Annotated in this window: 19 protein-coding genes; 8 read left to right on the top strand and 11 right to left on the bottom strand. The window is 63.1% G+C overall.

The annotated features are described in order from the left end of the window. Positions 1-33 precede the first annotated feature (33 nt). The 10 genes from purF to rpsF form a co-directional block, all read right to left on the bottom strand. Positions 34-1,503: an amidophosphoribosyltransferase gene (purF, locus tag C7I87_RS08725; protein ID WP_149903819.1), complete on the bottom strand. Its 1,470-nt coding sequence runs from the start codon at positions 1,501-1,503 to the stop codon at positions 34-36. Positions 1,504-1,600: 97 nt separating this feature from the next. Then, entirely contained in the window at positions 1,601-2,266 is a 666-nt protein-coding gene (locus C7I87_RS08720) for a CvpA family protein (protein ID WP_149903818.1), read from the bottom strand. Positions 2,267-2,313: 47 nt separating this feature from the next. After that, positions 2,314-3,717 (bottom strand): DNA repair protein RadA, encoded by a 1,404-nt coding sequence (gene radA, locus C7I87_RS08715; RefSeq protein ID WP_149903817.1) that lies wholly within the window; start codon positions 3,715-3,717, stop codon positions 2,314-2,316. An 87-nt stretch (positions 3,718-3,804) separates the two neighbouring features. Continuing rightward, positions 3,805-5,295, bottom strand: coding sequence for a replicative DNA helicase (locus C7I87_RS08710; RefSeq protein WP_127871426.1), 1,491 nt, complete (start codon positions 5,293-5,295; stop codon positions 3,805-3,807). 218 nt (positions 5,296-5,513) lie between these two features. After that, positions 5,514-6,491, bottom strand: coding sequence for a small ribosomal subunit Rsm22 family protein (locus C7I87_RS08705; protein WP_149903816.1), 978 nt, complete (start codon positions 6,489-6,491; stop codon positions 5,514-5,516). A 3-nt stretch (positions 6,492-6,494) separates the two neighbouring features. Further along, positions 6,495-6,818, bottom strand: coding sequence for a YnfA family protein (locus C7I87_RS08700; RefSeq protein WP_149903815.1), 324 nt, complete (start codon positions 6,816-6,818; stop codon positions 6,495-6,497). 90 nt (positions 6,819-6,908) lie between these two features. Then, positions 6,909-8,255 carry an SAM-dependent methyltransferase gene (locus C7I87_RS08695; protein WP_149903814.1) on the bottom strand — a complete coding sequence of 449 codons (1,347 nt, stop codon included), beginning with the start codon at positions 8,253-8,255 and terminating at the stop codon, positions 6,909-6,911. 142 nt (positions 8,256-8,397) lie between these two features. Further along, positions 8,398-8,982 carry a 50S ribosomal protein L9 gene (gene rplI / locus C7I87_RS08690; protein WP_149903813.1) on the bottom strand — a complete coding sequence of 195 codons (585 nt, stop codon included), beginning with the start codon at positions 8,980-8,982 and terminating at the stop codon, positions 8,398-8,400. A gap of 216 nt (positions 8,983-9,198) precedes the next feature. Continuing rightward, on the bottom strand, positions 9,199-9,447 hold the full coding sequence (gene rpsR / locus C7I87_RS08685) for a 30S ribosomal protein S18 (protein ID WP_006203718.1): 249 nt from the start codon (positions 9,445-9,447) through the stop codon (positions 9,199-9,201). After that, positions 9,447-9,935 carry a 30S ribosomal protein S6 gene (gene rpsF, locus C7I87_RS08680; RefSeq protein WP_027144123.1) on the bottom strand — a complete coding sequence of 163 codons (489 nt, stop codon included), beginning with the start codon at positions 9,933-9,935 and terminating at the stop codon, positions 9,447-9,449. Before rpsF ends, rpsR begins: the two co-directional genes overlap by 1 nt. A 464-nt stretch (positions 9,936-10,399) precedes the next feature. Between rpsF and C7I87_RS08675 the strand changes: the two genes are divergently transcribed. After that, on the top strand, positions 10,400-12,058 hold the full coding sequence (locus tag C7I87_RS08675; protein WP_149903812.1) for a pilus assembly protein: 1,659 nt from the start codon (positions 10,400-10,402) through the stop codon (positions 12,056-12,058). A 46-nt stretch (positions 12,059-12,104) separates the two neighbouring features. Here C7I87_RS08675 and C7I87_RS08670 read toward each other — a convergent pair whose 3' ends face one another. Then, on the bottom strand, positions 12,105-14,066 hold the full coding sequence (locus C7I87_RS08670; RefSeq protein WP_149903811.1) for an LTA synthase family protein: 1,962 nt from the start codon (positions 14,064-14,066) through the stop codon (positions 12,105-12,107). 243 nt (positions 14,067-14,309) lie between these two features. On the opposite strand from C7I87_RS08670, the gene fabD reads away from it, so the two are divergent. The 7 genes from fabD to gmk all read left to right on the top strand — a co-directional run bounded on the left by fabD (position 14,310) and on the right by gmk (position 20,884). Next, on the top strand, positions 14,310-15,251 hold the full coding sequence (gene fabD, locus C7I87_RS08665) for an ACP S-malonyltransferase (protein ID WP_149903810.1): 942 nt from the start codon (positions 14,310-14,312) through the stop codon (positions 15,249-15,251). A 57-nt stretch (positions 15,252-15,308) separates the two neighbouring features. Next, positions 15,309-16,046, top strand: coding sequence for a 3-oxoacyl-[acyl-carrier-protein] reductase (gene fabG / locus C7I87_RS08660; RefSeq protein WP_149903809.1), 738 nt, complete (start codon positions 15,309-15,311; stop codon positions 16,044-16,046). Positions 16,047-16,258: 212 nt separating this feature from the next. Continuing rightward, the gene (locus C7I87_RS08655) at positions 16,259-16,495 is read left to right on the top strand and encodes an acyl carrier protein (RefSeq protein ID WP_006203723.1); all 237 of its coding nucleotides are present in this window, start codon (positions 16,259-16,261) and stop codon (positions 16,493-16,495) included. Between the two features lie 34 nt (positions 16,496-16,529). Beyond that, the gene (gene fabF / locus C7I87_RS08650; protein WP_149903808.1) at positions 16,530-17,792 is read left to right on the top strand and encodes a beta-ketoacyl-ACP synthase II; all 1,263 of its coding nucleotides are present in this window, start codon (positions 16,530-16,532) and stop codon (positions 17,790-17,792) included. Between the two features lie 99 nt (positions 17,793-17,891). After that, on the top strand, positions 17,892-19,160 hold the full coding sequence (gene mltG, locus C7I87_RS08645; RefSeq protein WP_149903807.1) for an endolytic transglycosylase MltG: 1,269 nt from the start codon (positions 17,892-17,894) through the stop codon (positions 19,158-19,160). 155 nt (positions 19,161-19,315) lie between these two features. Further along, complete coding sequence (locus C7I87_RS08640) at positions 19,316-20,206, top strand: YicC/YloC family endoribonuclease (RefSeq protein ID WP_149903806.1); 891 nt, start codon at positions 19,316-19,318, stop codon at positions 20,204-20,206. A 21-nt stretch (positions 20,207-20,227) separates the two neighbouring features. Then, positions 20,228-20,884, top strand: a complete 657-nt coding sequence (gene gmk / locus C7I87_RS08635) for a guanylate kinase (protein WP_027053294.1) — start codon at positions 20,228-20,230, stop codon at positions 20,882-20,884. Positions 20,885-20,913: the final 29 nt, after the last annotated feature.

Raw genomic sequence — 20,913 nt, 5'->3', positions numbered from 1 at the left:
AATCTGACTAGGGCTGGTAACGGTCGGGCGATCCTACGCCCCGCTCGTCGCCAGCAGCGACAGCGTGCGCACATTATCGTGGCCTTCGAAGTCGAGCAGGCGGGTTGGGTACTGGCCGGTGAAGCACGCGTCGCAGAACTGCGGCTGTTCGTCATTGCGGCTGGCCTCGCCGACGGCGCGGTAGAGCCCGTTGATCGAGAGGAAGCCAAGTGAATCGACGCGGATGAACTCGGCCATCTCTTCCACCGACATGCGCGAAGCCAAGAGCTTCGACTTCTCCGGCGTGTCGACGCCGTAGAAGCATGAAGCGCTGGTCGGCGGCGATGCGATGCGCATGTGCACTTCCTTGGCGCCGGCGTCGCGCACCATCTGCACGATCTTCTGGCTGGTGGTGCCGCGCACGATGGAATCGTCGACCAGCACCACGCGCTTGCCTTCGATCATGCGGCGGTTGGCGTTGTGTTTCAGCTTGACGCCCATGTGGCGGATCGAATCGCCAGGCTGGATGAAGGTGCGGCCGACATAGTGGTTGCGGATGATGCCGAGTTCGAAGGGAATGCCCGCCGCCTGGCTGAAGCCTATTGCCGCCGGCGTGCCGGAATCCGGGACTGGCACGACAATGTCGGCCTCGACCGGATTTTCCTGCGCCAGTTCCGCGCCGATGCGCTTGCGCACCTCATAAACATTACGGCCCTCGACCGAAGAGTCGGGCCGGGCGAAATAGACATATTCGAAAATGCAGAAGCGGGTCTTCTGCGGTTCGAACGGGAACAGGCTTTCGATGCCCTTGGAAGTGACGACGACCATCTCGCCGGGTTTCAGGTCGCGAACGAAACGGGCGCCGATGATGTCGAGCGCGCAGGTCTCGGAGGCCAGGATCCAGGCGCCGTCGAGATCGCCCAGCACCAGCGGGCGAATGCCGAGCGGGTCGCGGCAGCCGATCATCTTCTTGGCTGTCATCGCCACCAGCGAGAAGGCGCCTTCGACCTGGCGCACCGCGTCGATGAAGCGCGAGTTGAGGTCGCGCTCCTTGCTGGTCGCAACCAGATGCAAAAGCGTCTCGGTGTCGGAGGTGGAGGAGAAGATCGCGCCTTGCTTCTGCAGGGCCCGCTGCACCGTCATGGCGTTGGTCAGATTGCCGTTGTGGGCAACGGCGAAGCCGCCATCGGCCAGTTCGGCGAAGAAGGGCTGGATGTTGCGCATGCCGGCGCCGCCGGTGGTGGCGTAGCGCGTGTGGCCGATGGCGCGGTTGCCCTGCAGGCTGTCGATGACGCGTTGCTTGGTGAAGGTGTCGCCGATAAGGCCGACATGGCGTTCGACATGGAACTGGGTGCCGTCATAGGAGACGATGCCGGCCGCTTCCTGGCCGCGATGTTGCAGCGCATGCAGGCCGAGCGTGACGATGGCCGCAGCGTCCTGCCGGCCGAAGATGCCGAAGACACCGCATTCGTCATGGAAATGATCGTCGGCCTCGGCGAAAGGCACGTCGTCTGCGTCTGCCATGGGACTCAAGCTCCGCTAAAATCGCCATATAAGGCGACAGTGCCTCGAAAGCAACGCGCGCCGTGCCACCATTGGCACGATCGTCAGTTTTTCGGCGTCAGTTCGCCGGCGCTGGCGCCGGATTGGCGGGAGCCGGGGCGTTGTCGGCCGGCGGCGTTTCGTTGTCGTCAGGAGCCGGCGTATTGGCATCGTCACCCGTCGCCGGCGCATCCGCCGCAGGCGCATCCGGGGCAGCCGGGGTTTCGGCGCCTGTTTTCGGGCTGAGCTTCTTGAGGATTGCGTTCTCGGTGTCGGCGGGCAGCAGATTCTCAATCTTGGCGCCTATCGATTCCAGCAAGGGCCGCGACTTGGCATCCGTCACCCAGGCCGGGGCCTTGGCGCCGGCCAGCCAGTTGAAGAACAGCAGCGCCACCGCGACGACCAGGATGCCGCGCGCGGCGCCGTAGAGGAAGCCGAGCGTGCGGTCGAGCGCACCGATCCGCGAATCGATGATCCAGTCGGCGAGCTTCATGGTGATGACCGAGACGACGATCAGCGCGATGATGAAGACGACGCCGGCGGACGCCGCCATCGCGATCTTCTCATTGTCGATATAGGGCTTCAGGTAGGGCAGGACCGGCTTGTAAAAGAAGAAGGCCGCCGCCGCCGCAGCCGCCCACGAAACAACCGAAAGCACCTCGCGCGAAAAGCCGCGAACCATGGCGAGCATCGCCGAGACCAGGGTGAAGCCGACGAGAATTCCGTCAAGCAGCGTAATCGGCATGTCTTTGGCCCCACTCCGATCTCTTTTTCACGGCTCGGCGAGCCGCGTCACTCTTCATCGTCGGCACGGCTGCGCCGTGAGCCGGCTATGCGCGCCACGAGGTCGGCAAGCTCGGTGGGCTGGAAAGCGCCGGCCCCGATCCCCCCAGCAAGTTCCTCGCTGCCCAAGGGCAGAACCGCGCTACCAAAACCCAGCTTTTCGGCTTCCTTGAGGCGCTGCTGCGCATGCGCAACCGGCCTCACCGCGCCCGAAAGGCTGATTTCGCCGAAATAGACGCAATCGGCGGGAAGGGCAAGACCAGTGAGTGACGAAACCAGGGCGGCGGCGACCGCGAGGTCGGCCGCCGGCTCGCTGATGCGATAGCCGCCGGCGACGTTGAGATAGACGTCATGCTGCCCGAAACGGACACCGCAATGCGCCTCCAGCACCGCCAGCACCATCGACAGCCGCGCGCCGTCCCAGCCGACCACCGCCCGACGTGGCGTGCCGAGCGAGGAGGGCGCGACCAGCGCCTGGATCTCGACCAGAACCGGCCTGGTGCCTTCCATGCCGGCGAAAACCGCCGCTCCCGGCGATTTCGCGTGTCGCTCGCCAAGGAAAAGTTCGGACGGGTTGGAGACTTCGCGCAATCCCTTGTCCGACATTTCGAAGACGCCGATCTCGTCGGTTGGTCCGAAGCGGTTCTTCACCGTGCGCAGGATGCGGAAGTGGTGGCCGCCTTCGCCCTCGAAATAGAGCACGCCGTCGACCATGTGCTCGACCACGCGCGGACCCGCTATCTGGCCTTCCTTGGTGACGTGGCCGACCAGCACGATCGCGGCACCCGTGGATTTCGCATAGCGGATCATTGCCTGCGCGGCGGCGCGTACCTGGGTGACCGTGCCCGGTGCCGAATCGGCAAGGTCGGTCCACAGTGTCTGGATCGAATCGAGAATAACCAAATCCGGCCGCTTGCCGTCGGCGATCGTGGCGAGGATATCCTCGACATTGGTCTCGGCCGCCAACTCCACGGGCGCCGACGCGACGCCGAGCCTCTGCGCGCGCAGCCTGATCTGCGCGACGGCTTCCTCGCCCGAGACATAGACAATGCGGTGACCTCGCGAGGCGAGGGCGGCGGCCGCTTGCGTGAGCAGCGTCGACTTGCCGATGCCTGGATCGCCGCCGACCAGCAGCGCCGATCCGCGCACGAAGCCGCCGCCGGTGGCGCGGTCAAGTTCGCCGATGCCCGAGACGATGCGCGGCGCGTCCTCGATATCGCCTGAAAGCGTGGTCAGCGCCACGGCCCGGCCCTTGCGGGCGTTGCGCGTGTTGGCGGGCCCCGAGCCGATACCGCCTGATGTGCCTTCCTCGACCAGCGTGTTCCACTCGCCACAGGCATCGCATTTGCCGGCCCAGCGCTGGTGCACCGAACCGCAATTCTGGCAGATGAACTGGACGCGCGATTTGGCCATCAGGCGCGGCCTGCCGCGTATTTGGGCAATGCAAGCGATCCCAAGGTCAGCGGGACAGCGTGGCGGAATGAGACTTTTCTCAAGAGGTCACTCAAACCTCTCGGCGATATGATGCTCTTCCGCAAGATCCGAGAAGCGGGTGAATTCGCCGTGGAAGGCGAGCGTGACCGTGCCCGTCGGCCCGTGGCGCTGCTTGGCCACGATCACCTCGGCCTTGCCACGCATCTCGTTCATCTCGTTTTCCCATTTGACGTATTCCTCGGTGCCGAGCTTCGGCTCGCGGTTCTTGAGGTAATATTCCTCGCGGTAGACGAAGATGACGACGTCGGCGTCCTGCTCGATCGAACCGGATTCGCGCAGGTCGGAGAGCTGCGGGCGCTTGTCGTCGCGGCTTTCGACCTGACGCGAGAGCTGCGACAGCGCAATGATCGGCACGGTCAGTTCCTTGGCCAACGCCTTCAGGCCGGTGGTGATCTCGGTGATTTCCTGCACGCGGTTCTGCGAGGACTTGGCGGATGAGCCTTGCATCAGCTGGATATAGTCGATGACGATCAGGTCGAGGCCACGCTGGCGCTTGAGCCGACGCGCGCGGGCAGACAACTGAGCAATGGAAATACCGCCCGTCTGGTCGATGAACAGCGGGATCTTCTGCATGGTCTGCGAACAGGCGACCAGCTTTTCGAAATCCATTTCGCTGATTTCGCCGCGGCGGATCTTCGAGGAAGAGATTTCCGTCTGTTCGGAAATGATACGGGTCGCGAGCTGTTCGGACGACATTTCGAGCGAGAAGAACCCGACGACGCCGCCATTGGCCGCCTTGAACGAGCCGTCGGCCTGTTGTGCCGGCACATAGGCTTCCGCGACGTTGAAGGCGATGTTGGTGGCGAGCGACGTCTTGCCCATGCCCGGACGGCCGGCAAGGACGATCAGGTCGGAGGGCTGGAGGCCACCCATGCGGCGGTCGAGATCGCGCATGCCGGTGGCGAGGCCTGATAGACCGCCGTCGCGCATATAGGCGGCGTTGGCCATGTCGACCGCAGTCTTGACCGCGTCGGTGAAGCTCTCGAAGCCGCCGTCATAGCGCCCGGTTTCGGCCAGCTCGAACAGGCGGCGCTCGGCGTCCTCGATCTGTTCGGAAGGCGACATGTCGACAGGCGCGTCATAGGCGATGTTGACCATGTCCTCGCCGACCGTGATCAGCGCCCGACGCGTCGCCAGGTCATAGATAGCGCGGCCGTAATCGGTAGCGTTGACGACGGTGACGGCTTCCACCGCCAGCCGCACGACATATTGCGCTACCGTCATGTCGCCGACCTTTTCATCGGCCGGCAGGAAGGTTTTCAGCGTGATCGGCGTCGCTGCCTTGCCCATGCGGATCAACTCGGCCGCGACGTCGAAGATCTTACGGTGCAGGGGTTCGTGGAAATGGCCGGACTTCAGGAAGTCGGACACACGGTAGAAGGCGTCGTTGTTGACGAGGATGGCGCCAAGCAGCGCCTGCTCGGCCTCGATGTTGTTGGGCGATTCGCGATAGAGCGGTTGCTCCGCCACGCCGAATTTTCGCGCTGCCTCTGCCATGATGTCCCCGATCTAGATCCCGGCCTTTCGATATCAGAACTGGACAAGTCAGTGCTGACTTATCTGCAACAGTGAGGGTCCAAGTCGCCTTGATGCTCGTTGTTCACAGGGACGGCAAACCGTCCACAGGAGAGTGTTCCTGTGTCCCGATTCCGTTTGACTCGGCAAGCCGTGATTCTTACGCGCGGTATTGGAACGAAGCAAGAACAATCGGCCGCTCACGTCCCGCTTGATTCCAGGACGCCGCCCCAGTCCAACCGTCTTGCCGCCTTGAATGTTTCGCCGTCGCGTTTGGTAAACAGCCTCTCATTGGCGTCGCCGCGGGGCTCGCAAAGCTTGAGCGTAACCTTGCCGGAGCCGGCTTTCGGTGGCGCGATCACCCGGGCGGCGCGGAAGGCGGCCGGCTGGCGCGAAGCGGCGACGTAGGTGAATTTCTCGTCTTCCCACGGTACCTCCGCCTCCTTGGCCAGCCGATGCAGGCGCGAGCGGGCGACGCGGCGGGAAAAGTGGCACCAGTCGGGCGGGTTGAGCGGGCAGGGGGCTTCGTGCGGACAAGGCGCCAGCACATGTGCGCCGGCGGCGATCAGTTGCTGGCGTACCGCCAGAATTCGCTGCCAGCCCGCCGGCGTGCCCGGCTCGACGACCAGCAGCGTGTCCGTCGTCAGCTGCCATAGACGGTCGACCATGCTGGGCAGGGATGCCGGCACGATCTCGTCCAGCACATAGGCGCATGTGACGAGGTCCGCCGGCTGCAGGTCGGCAAGGTCCGTCGTGACGTCGCCGGCCTGCCAGATGGTCCGGGCCGCGATCGCATCGGCGGCAAGCGTCTCGCCGATCTTGCGCACCGCGGCACTCGCCTCCAGCAACGTGGCCAGTTCCAGTTCGGGCCAGAGGTCGCTGGTGGCCCAAAGCACCGTACCAGGGCCGGCGCCAACATCGAGCAAGGTTTTCGGCGTGAAATCCGGTCGGACTTCGGCGAGCGCGTCGAGGCTGGCGCGGACCGCCGCGTAGGTCGCCGGCATCCGCGTCGTCAGATAGGCTTTGACCGCCATGTCCTGGGCCATGTGCAGGCGGCCGTCGCGCAGTTCGGCTCGGTAGCGGTCGGACAGGGTTTTTGCTGCCTGCTTGAGGTCCGGCAGCGGCACCTTTTCCAAAATGCGATCGACAGCCTGTCGAAGAGTGGCCGGCAGTTCCACGACCTATGCCCCTCTCGGTGCAAGCAGCATGACCGAGGCGCCGGCCATGCAGAGCGCAGCACCGGCAAGGTCCCAGCGATCGGGGCGCACGCCCTCGACCAGCCACAACCAGGCGAGCGAGGCAGCGATGTAGATACCGCCGTAAGCGGCATAGGCGCGGCCGGCCGCATTGGTGTCGACCAATGCCAGAAGCCAGGCGAACACAAGCAGCGAGGCAAAGCCCGGCAGCAGCCAGAGCGGCGACTTCTCCAGCCGCCACCACGCCCACACCGAAAAGCAGCCGGCGATCTCAGCCAGCGCCGCGGCTGCGTAGAGGAGATAGGTCATGAAAAAGGCCTCGCGACGATTCACGAGGCCTTTTTCGGGGCAGGGGCGTGCAATGGCAAGCGCCAATAATGCGTCCTGACAGCGCCGTTCCTATTCCGCCACCTTGCGTCGGCGGGCGGGCTTGGCGGGCTTCTCGACCGGAGCCGCCTCGCGATGGCCCATATCTTCACGGTGCCCCATATCTTCACGGTGCCCCATGTCTTCACGGTGTCCCATGTCGCGCATTTCCAGCGCCTTTTCGCATTTGGCCATATAGTCGCGCGTCATCGGCAGCGTGTCGTTCTTCTTGGTAATCTGGAACTGGAAAATCACCAGGTCCTGCCACCGGAAGGCGGCCTCCGAGGCGGCCAAATAGAACTCCCACATGCGGCAGAAGCGTTCGTCATAGATCGCCTTGGCCTTGTCGCGGTTGGCGGCGAAGCGCTGGCCCCAGTGCTTCAGCGTGTCGGCATAGTGGAGCCTCAGGATCTCGACGTCCGTGACCACGAGGCCGGACTTCTCGATCGCCGGCAGCACCTCGGACATCGCCGGGATGTAGCCGCCCGGGAAAATGTACTTGCGGATGAAGGCGCTGGTCGCCCACGGCACGCCGGAGCGGCCGATCGTGTGCAAAAGCATGACACCGTCAGGCTTCAGCAATGTTGCCGCCTTGTCGAAGAAGGTGCGGTAATGGTTGACGCCGACATGCTCGAACATGCCGACCGAGACGATGCGGTCGAAGCGTTCGTTGAGCTCGCGATAATCCTTCAGTTCGAAATGGACGTGGTTTTCCAGCCCTTGCGCGTGCGCCCGGTCAGTGGCGACGCCATGCTGTTCGGTCGACAGCGTCACGCCCTGCACGTCGACGTCGAAGGCCTTGGCAAGGTAGAGGCCGAGCCCGCCCCAGCCGGAGCCGATGTCGAGCACAGTCTGGCCGGCCTTCAGCCTGAGCTTGGCGGCGATATGGCGCTTCTTGGCTGCCTGCGCCTCGTCCAGCGTCATGTCTGGTTGCTCGAAATAGGCGCAGGAATACTGCATATCCTCATCGAGGAAGAGCCGGTAGAGCTCGCCCGATAGATCGTAGTGGCGCTGCACGTTGCGGCGCGAGCGCGAGGCGGTGTTGATCTGCTGCAGGCGGCGGAAGGCGTGGCGCAGGCCCTCGATGGCTTTCGACCATGTTGCGTCGATGCCGCCGCTGCCCATGTTCTGGAAGGCAATGCGCATCAGTCCGAGCACGCCGCCTTCAGGAATGTCCAGCTCGCCGTCCATGTAGGCCTCAGGCACCGCCAGCATCGGATCGAAGGTGATGGCGCGCTCCGCATGCCGGGTCTTGATATGCATGTGCACCGGCTCGCCGCTGCCGTCGCCGAAGATGAATGTCGAGCCCTTCGGCCCGGTTACCTTGAGATTGCCCGTGCGCACCAGGCGGGAGAGAATGCGCTTCAACAGAATATTCATAGTCCGATGTCCCCTCACGGTCAGACAGGCTGTCCTACTCTGCATCAATATGTAGGGTTTCGAAAAGTTCCTTTTGGCACAAAAATGCCCGGGCGAGAGGCCCGGGCATTGGTCCAGAATGACTGGAAATCGACGTATGCGATCAGGCGTTTTCTTCGCCGCCTTCGAACTCGGCATTCGGATCGAAGAAGTTTTCCGGCCGCGCATTGTCGTTGATGTCGTCGCCATAAATGGCTTCGGCGGTGGTCAGCGTCTCACCCTTGGCCTGGCGCTCGGCTTCGTCGGCCGTGCGGGCGATGTTGAGCGTGATGGTGACTTCGACTTCCGGATGCAGCGCGATCGCCACATTGGTGAGGCCGATGGTCTTGATCGGTTGGTTGAGCTGGATCTGGTTGCGGTTGACCGTGAAGCCTTCCGCGACTAGCAGGTCGGCGATGTCGCGCGTCGACACCGAACCGTAGAGCTGGCCGGTCTCGCCGGCCGAACGCACCGCGATGAAGCTCTTGCCGTCGAGCTTTTCGGCGACCTGGGTCGCTTCCGACTTGCGCTCGAGGTTGCGGGCCTCGAGTTGGGCGCGCTGGCCTTCGAACTTCTTCTTGTTGGCTTCGTTGGCGCGCAACGCCTTGCCCTGCGGCAGCAGGAAGTTGCGGGCAAAACCGTCCTTGACCTTGACGGTATCGCCCATCTGGCCGAGGCGGGAAACGCGTTCGAGAAGAATGACGTCCATGGCTATGTTCCTTTTGGTTGGGCGTGCGTCCACAAGGCCGACGCCGAATTCTCTGGAACAGGTCAGGAAGCAAAAGGGCGTTGCCGCCGGTGTCGCTGTCCTGCCTGTCGCGGCAGTTAGAGGTTTTTGACCTCAACTCGGGATTTGATGCCTAACCGGTCATGCCCGTCATGGCCGGTGATAAGGAACGGGCGGAGAACCGCCCGTTCGGAAGAATTAGCGAACCACGTAGGGCAGCAGGCCGAGGAAACGGGCGCGCTTGATCGCCTTGGCGAGTTCGCGCTGCTTCTTCTGGCTGACGGCGGTGATGCGCGATGGCACGATCTTGCCGCGCTCGGAAATGTAGCGCTGCAGTAGACGCACGTCTTTGTAGTCGATCTTCGGTGCGTTGGCGCCGGAGAACGGGCAGGTCTTGCGGCGGCGATGGAAAGGGCGCCGGGTCGGGATCTGATTGATGTCGACCATTATTCTGCACCCCCTTCAAAACCTTCGCGCGGACGGCGCGGACCACGGTCGCCGCCTTCGCGATCGCCGAACGAACGCGGGCCACGATCGCCGCGGTCGCCGAAGCTGCGCGCCGGACGATCGCCACGGTCGCGATCGCCGAAGCCACCGCGCTCGGAGCGCTCTTCGCGCTTCTGCATCATGGCCGAAGGCCCTTCCTCATGCGCCTCGACCTTGATGGTCAGGAAACGCAGCACGTCCTCGGACAGACCCATCTGGCGCTCCATCTCGTTGAGCGCTGCCGGCGGGCAGGTGAGGTCCATCAGCGTGTAGTATGCCTTCCGGTTCTTGTTGACCCGGTAGGTGAGGGACTTCAGTCCCCAGTTCTCGACCCGGCCGACGGACCCGCCATTTGCTGCGATGACGCCCTTGTACTGTTCGACAAGAGCATCGACCTGCTGCTGCGAGAGGTCCTGCCGGGCAAGAAACACATGTTCGTAAAGAGCCATTATGTCTTCGTGCCTTTCTTCGTTTCTCTCCCGGTTCCCGGCGGCAAAAGCCTCTGCAACTTCTCTGACCCGCATGTGCCTCGAAGGGCGCGGGGAAGAAAGGAGCATGACGAGACGGTCGAGAGCGGAGACACGGGAGGCGGAAGCACTTCTGGCTTCACACGAAGGTTCTCGAAAAAACCTCCGGCCCTCCGTTCAGCCCCCAGCTGGGACCGGCAGATTGGCGGCGTCTATACAGCAATCCGCTGATAAGGCAAGGGCAAGCGGCGTCCCCGATGTCGCAGCCGCCGGAAATCAAGCCGCGGCGCCGGCAAGGCCTGGCGATTTTCCCGGCAACCGCCCCTTAACCACAATGTCAGGTTGCGCAGGGTTGCCCTCCGCCGTCAACGGTCGATTCATCATGGAAGGCGCAAAAGCTCCGGACAACCGCGCATGACAAGCGGCAAGCATTTCCGGGGGTAAGGATGCTTCTCAACAGATTCTGGCGCTCAAAGAGCGGCAATTTCGCGCTTCTGATGGGATTGGGGCTGCCGGCCATTCTGTCGGCCGTGGCCTTCGCGACCGATGTCTCGACCATGATGCGGGCGAAGAGCAACTTGCAGAACGCGCTCGATGCGGCAAACCTTGCCTCCTCGCATCTTGGCGATCTGGACATTACTCGCACCGATGCTTTCGACCGCTATTTCCAGGCCAATATCGCCGGGCATGGCGAACTCGTCAACGCGCAGGCGACGCTGACCGTCGACAAGGGCGTCAATTTCATCAAAACCAAGGCGGTCGCCTCGGCCGACGTCAATCTGAACTTCGCTTTCCTGTTTGGCCAGAGCAAGCACATCGTGGTCGATGCCTCGGCGGTTGAGTCCAATAACCAGCTCGAAGTCGTGCTGGTACTGGACAATACCGGCTCGATGGCCGGCGCCCGCATGACGGCCCTGCGGACGGCGACGAAGTCGTTGCTGGACACGCTCGAATCGACAAAATCGCCGACGCGCCAGGTCCGCGCCTCACTGGTTCCCTTCGTCACGGCCGTCAATGTGAACGGTGACGGGTTCGACCCGTCCTGGATCGATATGGACGGCAAATCGTCGACCAACGGTATCAATTTCCCCGTCATCGATGGCAAACGCCCGAACCACATGGCGCTGTTCAAGCAGCTTAAGAAGACTGGATGGACCGATAGCGGATGGAACGGCACCGGATGGAAAGGCTGCGTCGAAGCGCGGCCTGGCACCTACAATATTTCCGACACGCCACCCGATCCAAACAATCCAGACACATTGTTCGTGCCGTATTTCGCGCCGGACGACCCGGACGACGCGCAGAAACCGTCTGGTTCCTATGGCAATTCGGATAAGTACTACAATAATTCCTATCTCAACGACGTCAGCGACAAGACCAGGCTCGCCCAGCCGGGCGTCAACATTCTTGGCATCAACCTGAGCGGCCTGCTTGGTGATCTTATCGATCTTTTGCTGCCGGGTGACAGGGCAGCCAGGGAACAGGTCGCCAAATATGTAGCGCCGGCTAAGGAAATCATAACGGAGACGGGTTCTGCCATCACGGTCGGTCCCAACCGTGCCTGTCCCACACCGGTCGTTCCCCTGACCGACAATTTCGACAAATTGCGTAAGGCGGCGAGCCGGATGACGGAGTGGAACGGCTCCGGCACCAACGTCTCGGAGGGGCTGTCCTGGGGCATGCGGGTGCTTTCGCCCGGCGCACCCTATACCGATGGCGCGCCATGGAAGACGCCCGGCGTGAGCAAGATCGTGCTCTTGCTCACCGACGGGGAGAATGTCGTCTACGGTGCCAGCCAGCAGCCGACCAAGTCCGACTATACGTCCTATGGCTACCTGGCGGGTGGCCGCTTCGGCTCGGACAACCAGACGACCGCGGCCCGCAATGTCGACGGCTGGACCAAGAGCGTCTGCACGCAGTTGAAGAACCAGGGCGTGCAGATTTACACGATGGTGCTGCAGTCCGACACCGCCGCCAACCGCACGCTTTACAGCGGCTGCGCTTCCGACCCGAGCGATTACTACGCCGTCAACGACCCGTCCAAGCTGCCGAATGTTTTTCTGCAGATCGCCAACAAGTTCTCGAAGCTGCAACTGACGAATTGAGCGCGCGATGCCGAGGGCGCGCGCATTACCGAGGGGATCGAGACCTTCAGCTCGTATGGGCGACAACCTTGTCGACCGTCTCGGGGAAGAAGTCGGGCGCTGCATGGCGCTTGCCGAACATCATGTCGTACTGGATCAGCTGGAAATCGCGGATCGCCGGGTCGATCTCCTTCTGGCGCGACCAGTCGGGCTTGGCCGGGCCGGTCGGCGTGAGCAGCAGGTTGCGGTCGACAACGCGATAGCGCTCCCGCATCTCGCCCAGAAAGCCGGTGTAGTAGGGGTGGGTGATGCCCGCGGCGGTCAGGATATGATAGGGCAGGAACGAAGGGCTCACCGTCCCCAGATTCTCGACCGGGCCTGAACGGTTCGACCAGATGATCAGCGGTGTCGCGTGATGTTCGAGAGCCGCCTCCGGCGTCGGTTCCTTGCGGGGCGCGACGTTGTCCTTCAGGAAACCGGTCTCGACATAGACCGGTCCGAGCGGCGGCAGATGGTCGCCGAAGAAGGCGACGATCGTCGGCCGCTCGCGCGTCTTGGCCCATTCGATGAGCCGCTCGAGGCCGCGGTCCGCGTCGGCTGAACCCTCGGCGTAGGAGAGCAGCGATTCACGCGCCCACCGGCTGATCGGCGCTTGCACCGAATGGGTCGGGTTCGAATAACGGTTCGGCTCATACGGGCCATGGTTCTGCAGGCTGACGGCGAAGAAAAACACGGGATCGTCGCTGGCGTCGGCTTCGCGGATGATCTCGTCGGTCATCGCAGCGTCGGATGCCAGCGGTCCGCGCTTTTCCATGGGCGGCAGCGTCTCTTCCGACTTGAAGTCGTTGAAACCGAAATCGGCATAGACCGCGCCGCGATTCCAGAACCAGTTGGTGCCTGGATGGATGGCGCGCGCCCTGTAGCCTTCGCTCTTCAGGAACGTCGCCATCGACGGCGTCGGGGTGCGTACATATTGCTGGTAGGGAATGCTGCCGGCCGGCAGGAAGGCGTTCGAAAACCCGGTCAGCGCTTCGAATTCGATATTGGCGGTCATGCCACCGAATTCAGGCGAGAACATCGAGCCCGAGCGGAGCGACCGCACATTGGGGATCGGATCGGGAGTAATGGTGACGCCGGGCAACTTGGTTGGATCCCAGAAGGATTCGCTCATGACGACGATGATGTCCGGCTTCTGGGCCGGCACCGAGGCCTTCACATTGGGCCTGTCGATCGCCGCGATTGCCTTATCGGAATAGCCGGGCGGGGCCGAGACATGCGCCATCGGCACGTTGAGCGCGAAGGCGAGCGCAAAGCCGTTGGAGGCGTAGTTTTCCTTCTGGTCCCACATGATGGGGATGATCTGCAGCCGGTCCCGCGTCCATGAGAAGGTGGCGTAGTCCATGATCGAGACGAAAAAGGCGAGCAGCGGCACCGCCAGCGTCAGCCGGGCAAGGCGGCCCTTGTGGCTGAGGGCTGGAACCTTGCGGCGCCATAGCCGCCAGCCGTAGACGAGCAGGGACAGGCCGGCGACGATGCCCGCGACCATGGCGAGCGCGGTCATTGGCCGCTCACGCACCAGCAGCGGCAGCAGGGCGAAGATCTGGCGGGCGTAGAGGAAGTCCGTCGGATAGAGCGGATCGCCGAGATAATGCGACTTCTGGTGGCCGACAAAGGCCAGCGACAGGGTCAGCGGCGCCACGATCATCAGGCTTTGATGACTGCGGCCGAGCACGGCATCGAGACCGATCAGGATCAGCGCGAACACGACGATGGTGGTCCAGCCGGGCTTGAGCGGCTGCAGGAAGAAGGAAACGGTGCCGGCAACATCACCGCGCACGATCAGTTCGATGGCGAACACCAGGACGGCCGAGATCGCCAGACTGACCAGACCGTAGCGGACGACCGGCCATTTCCGGCCCGGCAGATAGCCGGTGGACGGATCGTCTTCCAGGAACTGCGGCGCGGCATTGCCGGCACGTTTCAAACTCTTTGCCACTTCAACTTCCCACCCAAGGACAACCCACGTCATCGGATTGTCATATAATTGTCACGCAAAGCTAGCGCCTGTGACGAAAATAAGAAGAGCCAGCAAACGATTCGTGAGCGGTTTTCATCAGGTGTGATCGCCAAAAAGCCTTTCGGAACAGGCACTCGCGTGGCGGTGCGGCCTTCGGCATGAGGTGAAGTGGCTTGACTTGGCGGCCTGCCTTGCGTCACAGGCAGGGAAAATTCGTAGTATCAGGCAAGCAAAACACGTCTGGGGAGCCCTCGCATGGCCGTCGCATTCACCTTTCCAGGACAAGGCAGCCAGGCTGTCGGCATGGGCAAGGATCTCGCCGACACCTTCCCGGAGGCGCGCAGGATCTTCCAGGAAGTCGATGATGCGCTCGGCGAAAACCTGTCGAAGCTGATCTGGGAAGGTCCCGAAGAGACCTTGACGCTGACGGCCAACGCACAGCCCGCGCTGATGGCGGTGTCGCTGGCGGCGATCAGGGCGCTGGAAGCGCGCGGTTTCTCGCTGAACGACAAGGTCGCCTATGTCGCCGGCCATTCGCTGGGCGAATACTCGGCACTCGCCGCCGCCGGCTTCGTTTCCGTTGCCGATGCAGCTCGTCTGCTGCGCACTCGCGGCAACGCCATGCAGGCAGCGGTGCCAGCCGGCGAGGGCGCCATGGCTGCGATCATCGGGTTGGAGCAGGCCGATGTCGAAGCTGCCTGTGCCGAGGCCGCAAAGGGCTCGACTTGCCAGATCGCCAACGACAATGGCGGCGGCCAGTTGGTCATATCAGGTGCAAAGGCCGCGGTTGAACTGGCAGCGAAGCTGTGCACCGAAAAGGGCGCCAAACGGGCGTTGATGCTGCAGGTGTCAGCGCCCTTCCATTCCGCGCTGATGGCACCTGCAGCCAACGTCATGCGCGAGGCTCTTGCCGGGGTGGCAAAGACTGCGCCAGTCGTCCCCGTCCTTTCCAACGTATCGGTGCAGCCGTCGACCGATCCCGAAGAGATCGCCCGGCGTCTGGTCGAGCAGGTGACCGGTCGCGTGCGCTGGCGCGAAACTGTGGAATGGTTCGGCGCCAACGGCATCACCACCCTCTACGAGATCGGCGCCGGCAAGGTGCTTTCGGGGCTGGCTCGTCGCATCAACCGCGACATCGCCACCGCCTCGGTAGGGTCCGCGGCCGAGGTCGAGGCGGCATTGGCGGCGCTTGCATAAAACGCCATTTGATACCATCCCTATGCGGGGTGCCCTCTTCTCAACCTGGAGACAACAATGTTCGAATTGACCGGCCGCAAGGCGCTTGTCACCGGCGCATCGGGGGGCATCGGCGAGGCGATCGCCAGGGTGCTGCATGCGCAGGGCGCGATCGTCGGCCTGCACGGCACGCGCATCGAAAAACTGGAGACGCTGGCCTCCGAACTGGGCAATCGGGTCAAGCTGTTCCCGGCCAATCTGTCGAACCGCGACGAGGTCAAGGCGCTCGGCCAGAAGGCGGAGGCCGATCTCGAGGGCGTCGACATCCTGGTCAACAACGCCGGCATCACCAAGGATGGCCTGTTCGTGCGCATGTCGGACGCTGACTGGGATACGGTGCTGGAGGTCAATCTCACCGCCGTTTTCCGGCTGACCCGTGAACTGACCCACCCGATGATGCGCCGCCGCCATGGCCGCATCATCAACATCACTTCGGTGGTCGGCGTGACCGGCAATCCCGGCCAGGCGAACTACTGCGCCTCCAAGGCCGGTATGATCGGCCTGTCCAAATCGCTGGCGCAGGAGATCGCCACCCGCAACATCACCGTCAACTGCGTCGCGCCGGGCTTCATCGAATCGGCGATGACCGACAAGCTCAACGACAAGCAGAAAGAGGCGATCATGGCGGCGATCCCCACGAAGCGCATGGGCACCAGTGCCGAAGTGGCGTCCGCCGTTGCTTATCTGGCCTCGAACGAGGCCGCCTACGTAACCGGGCAGACCATTCATGTGAATGGCGGTATGGCGATGATTTGAGCGAGGTCCGACGGCAACACCGCCGCGCTGTGAAAACCCACCATTTCGGCTTGGACCTCGGCTATTTTTCGTGTAATGCGGCCCGCAACCCGGCGGTTCGGGCAAAAACCGGTCCGTGGCCGTTGCGTTTCCGGCAGGACCATCTTTCAGCTTGATTAGCGGCATTCCGCCCGCTAACGAAGACAGACAAACAAAAGACGAGGATGCCCCAAATGAGTGACACCGCAGAGCGCGTCAAGAAGATCGTCATCGAGCACCTTGGCGTCGATGCCGACAAAGTGACGGAGCAGGCGAGCTTCATCGATGATCTGGGCGCAGACAGCCTCGACACGGTTGAACTCGTCATGGCGTTCGAAGAAGAATTCGGCGTCGAGATCCCCGATGACGCAGCCGAGACCATTCTGACCGTCGGCGATGCGGTGAAGTACATCGACAAGGCTTCGGCCTGACGCTTTCCGCAGTCATCACCGGGGAGGACCTGCGATGAGGCGTGTCGTCGTCACGGGCCTTGGCCTGGTTTCGCCGTTCGGTATGGGCTTCGAGCACGGCTGGAAGGAACTGCTGACCGGCCGCAGCGCTGCCAAGCGCGTCACCGAGTTCGAGGTGGACGATCTTGCCTGCAAGATCGCCCACGTCATCCCGCGTGGCGACGGCTCCAACGGTACGCTCAATCCCGAAGCCATTCTTGAGCCGAAGGAACTTCGCAAGATCGGCGACTTCATCCTGTACGGGATCGCGGCCGCCGATGAAGCCCTGAAGGACGCCGGCTGGCAGCCTTCAACCGAAGAAGAGCGTTGCGCCACCGGTGTGCTGATCGGCTCCGGCATCGGCGGTCTTGAGGGCATCGCCGAGAACGCGATCATCCTCAAGGAACGCGGCCCACGCCGCATCAGTCCGTTCTTCATTCCCGGAAACATCATCAATCTCGTGTCGGGTCAGGTTTCGATCCGGCACGGATTGAAAGGCCCCAACCACGCTGTCGTCACCGCTTGCTCGACCGGCGCGCACGCCATTGGCGACGCCGCCCGGCTGATCATCTTCGGTGATGCCGACATCATGCTGGCCGGCGGCGCCGAATCGCCTGTGACGCGGCTGTCGCTCGCCGGCTTCGCGGCCTGCCGGGCACTCTCGACCGAACGCAACGACACCCCGCAAACCGCCTCGCGGCCCTACGACCGCGACCGCGACGGCTTCGTCATGGGAGAGGGCGCCGGTGTCGTCGTGCTGGAGGAACTCGAGCACGCCAAGGCGCGCGGCGCCAAGATTTATGCCGAGGTGACCGGCTACGGTCTGACCGGCGATGCCTATCACATCACCGCACCGGCCGAAGATGGCGACGGGGCGTTCCGTTGCATGACGGCGGCGCTGAACCGAGCAAAGCTTACGCCGGCCGATGTCGACTACATCAATGCGCACGGCACATCGACCATGGCCGACACGATCGAACTCGGCGCTGTCGAGCGGCTGGTCGGCAATGCGGCCTCCAAGATTTCGATGTCGTCGACCAAGTCGTCGATCGGCCATTTGCTGGGAGCGGCCGGCGCGGCCGAAGCAATCTTTTCGATCCTCGCCATCCGCGACAATGTCGCACCGGCGACCATCAACCTCGACAATCCCGAGCGCGAAACAGCAATCGACCTGGTGCCGAACAAACCGCGTCCCCGTCAGATCGATGTGGCCCTGTCCAATTCCTTCGGCTTCGGCGGCACCAACGCTTCGCTCGTCTTCCAGCGTTATAATGGCTGAACCAACTGCCGGGCGATGCTTTGGCGTGTCGTCAATTTTGCCATATTCGCCCCTACTCTGCCACAGGGGATTCGTTGAGAGATCGAACAGTAGGGCGAAATGAGCACAAATCCGTCAGGCAACGGAGAATTCGGGCAAAGGCCGGCGAACACCGGGCCGATCGTGCCGAAGACGGCCAGCGAGGCGCTGCGGCCGGAGGCCGGAACGCCGCCGCCGAAACGGTCGCGCGCTTCGCGCAGCCAGATCGTCGTGTTCATGAACTTCGTCATCTCCTTGGTGGTGTTGATGGTTCTGGCGGCGGGCGTGGCCCTCTATTTCGGCAAGCAGGAGTTTACCGAACCCGGCCCATCCGCCAATGGCGACACCTTCCTCGTCAAGCCCAACACCGGCGTCCAGGACATCGCCGACCAGCTTGAGCGCCGCGGGCTGATCAGCGACGCCCGCGTATTCCGCCTCGGCGTGCGTGCCTTCGGCAACGATTCCGCGCTCAAGGCCGGCGAATACGAGATCAAGCCCAAGGCATCCATGCGCGACATCATGGAACTCCTGAAGAGCGGCAAGTCGGTGATGTACTCGCTGACCGTTCCGGAAGGCCTGACGGTCGAGCAAGCCTTGCAGCGCATCGCCGACGAACCCGCCCTGAGCGGTGACATGCCCGCGAAGACGCCCCCCGAGGGCAGCCTTGCCACCGACACGTTGCGCTTCACGCGTGGCGCAACGCGTCAGCAGATGGTCGACAAGCTGCTCGCCGATCAGAAGAAACTGGTCAATGAGGTGTGGCAGCGGCGCGCGCCGGATCTGCCCCTGGCCAACGTCGAGGACTTTGTCACCCTGGCCTCGATCGTCGAGAAGGAAACCGGCAAGGGCGATGAACGCTCACGGGTGGCCGCCGTCTTCCTGAATCGGTTGGCCAAGGGCATGCGCCTGCAGTCCGATCCGACCATCATCTACGGTCTGTTTGGCGGCAAGGGCAAGCCGGCGGACCGCCCGATCTACCAGTCCGACATCCAGAAGCAGACGCCTTACAACACCTATCTGATCAACGGCTTGCCGCCGACGCCCATCGCCAATCCGGGCCGCGCGGCCCTTGAGGCCGTCGCCAATCCGTCGAAGACCGACGATCTCTATTTCGTTGCCGACGGCACGGGCGGTCACGTCTTTGCCTCCACCCTGAACGAGCACAATGAAAACGTCGCCCGTTATCGCGCGCTGCAGAAGAAGCAGGCCGATGACGCAGCCAAGGCCGCCACTGCCGCCGGTACCAGCGGCAGTGCTGACAAACCTGCTGCCGACAAGCCTGCCGACGGCAGCGATGGCGCCGGTGGCGACAATGGCGATGCCGGCGGTGATGCGGGCGCGGCCCAGTAAGGTGAAGAAAGGCGTTGCCTGGAAGGCCGCAGCCTGACATTTGAAAGAACGCCAGGCGTCCAATTTCGACGCATTCGCGGCGTGGTCATTTTAAGCCGCGCTTGCCCCTCCGGGAAACCGGTATCGGGGTGAGGCTTCAAGGATGTGCAGGCGACATGAATTTGCAGAGCATGACCGGTTTTGCGCGGGCCGTCGCCGAGCATGACGGCACCTCGATTGCCTGGGAAGTCAAATCCGTCAATGGCAAGAGCGTCGAGGTGCGGCTGCGGCTGCCGCAGGGTTTCGAGCGGTTGGAACCTGTTGTCAGGCAAACGCTGCAGAAGCGTTTCGCCCGCGGCAATTTCCAGGCGACGCTGACCATCGGCCGCGCCGCCGGCGCGCAGGCGCAACCTGTCGTCAACGAGGCGTTTCTGAAAGATATCGCCGGCCTTGCCAAGCGGCTGCAGGAACAGTTCGGCGTTGCGCCCGCGACGGCTGACGGATTGCTGTCGCTGCGTGGTGTGCTCGACATTGCCGAAACCATTGAAACCGAAGAGGCGCGGGCCGCGCTCGACATCGCCATCATGGCCGCGCTCGACGTGGCGTTGAACGGCCTGGAAAAGGCCCGGCAAGGCGAAGGTGCCGCGCTGGCCCTGCTTTTGTCCGGCCATATCGACAGCATCGAGGCTCTGACCCTGCGCGCGGAAGCCGACCCGTCCCGCGATACGGCGGCGATCCGCGAACGCATCGCCGAGCAGGTCAGGCTGCTGATAGACGCATCCGCCAATCTGGATGCAAGCCGGTTGCACATGGAGGCGGCGTTCCTTGCCACCAAGGCCGATATTCGCGAAGAGATCGACCGACTGAAAACGCATGTCGCGTCTGGCCGGGCCTTGCTCGTGGGCGGCGGCGCCGTCGGTCGCAAGCTCGATTTTCTGGCACAGGAATTTAACCGCGAATCAAATACGCTGTGCTCCAAGTCGAACGCTGCGGCGGTTACAGCGATTGGGCTCGAATTGAAGGCCGTGGTCGACCAGTTTCGTGAACAGGTCCAGAATCTGGAGTAGCCGATGGTTGCCAAGGAACCGATGGTTCCCAGGGATTTGGGGTCCCGCATCCGCCGCCGGGGGTTGATGCTCGTCCTGTCGTCACCATCGGGTGCCGGCAAGTCGACGATCGCGCGCAATCTTCTGGAGAGCGATTCAAGCCTCGAACTGTCGGTCTCGGTCACCACGAGGCCGCGCCGCGGCTCGGAAATCGAGGGCGTTCACTACCACTTCCGCACGATGCGCGAATTCGAGCGGCTGCGCGATTCCGACGCGCTGCTCGAATGGGCGGAGGTGCATGGCAATTGCTATGCGACACCGCGCGAGCCGGCCGAACTGGCGCTGGCGCAGGGGCGCGACATGCTGTTCGACATCGACTGGCAGGGCGCTCAGCAGCTCAAGGAGAAGATGCGTGCCGACATCGTCTCGATCTTCATCCTGCCTCCATCGATGAAGGAATTGAAGGCGCGGCTGAAGCGCCGCGCCGAGGACCAGGAAGCGGTGATCGAGACGCGGCTGAAGAACGCCCGCAACGAGATCGAGCACTGGAAGGAATATGACTTCGTCATCGTCAATGACGATCTCGACCGCGCCTTCGCCGAGGTGCGCGGCATCGTCGTGGCCGAGCGGCTGCGGCGCGACCGCCGGCCCGGTCTCTTCGATTTCGTGTCGGGATTGCTGGACGAGAAGACGGTCTAGATGTTTAATCCCGGCATTTGCTGGAGCGG

The organism is Mesorhizobium sp. SARCC-RB16n (assembly GCF_008520305.1).
Classification (GTDB): domain Bacteria; phylum Pseudomonadota; class Alphaproteobacteria; order Rhizobiales; family Rhizobiaceae; genus Mesorhizobium.
Note: the sequence above shows the minus strand (reverse complement) of the source record. Positions and strands in the feature narration are given on the sequence as shown.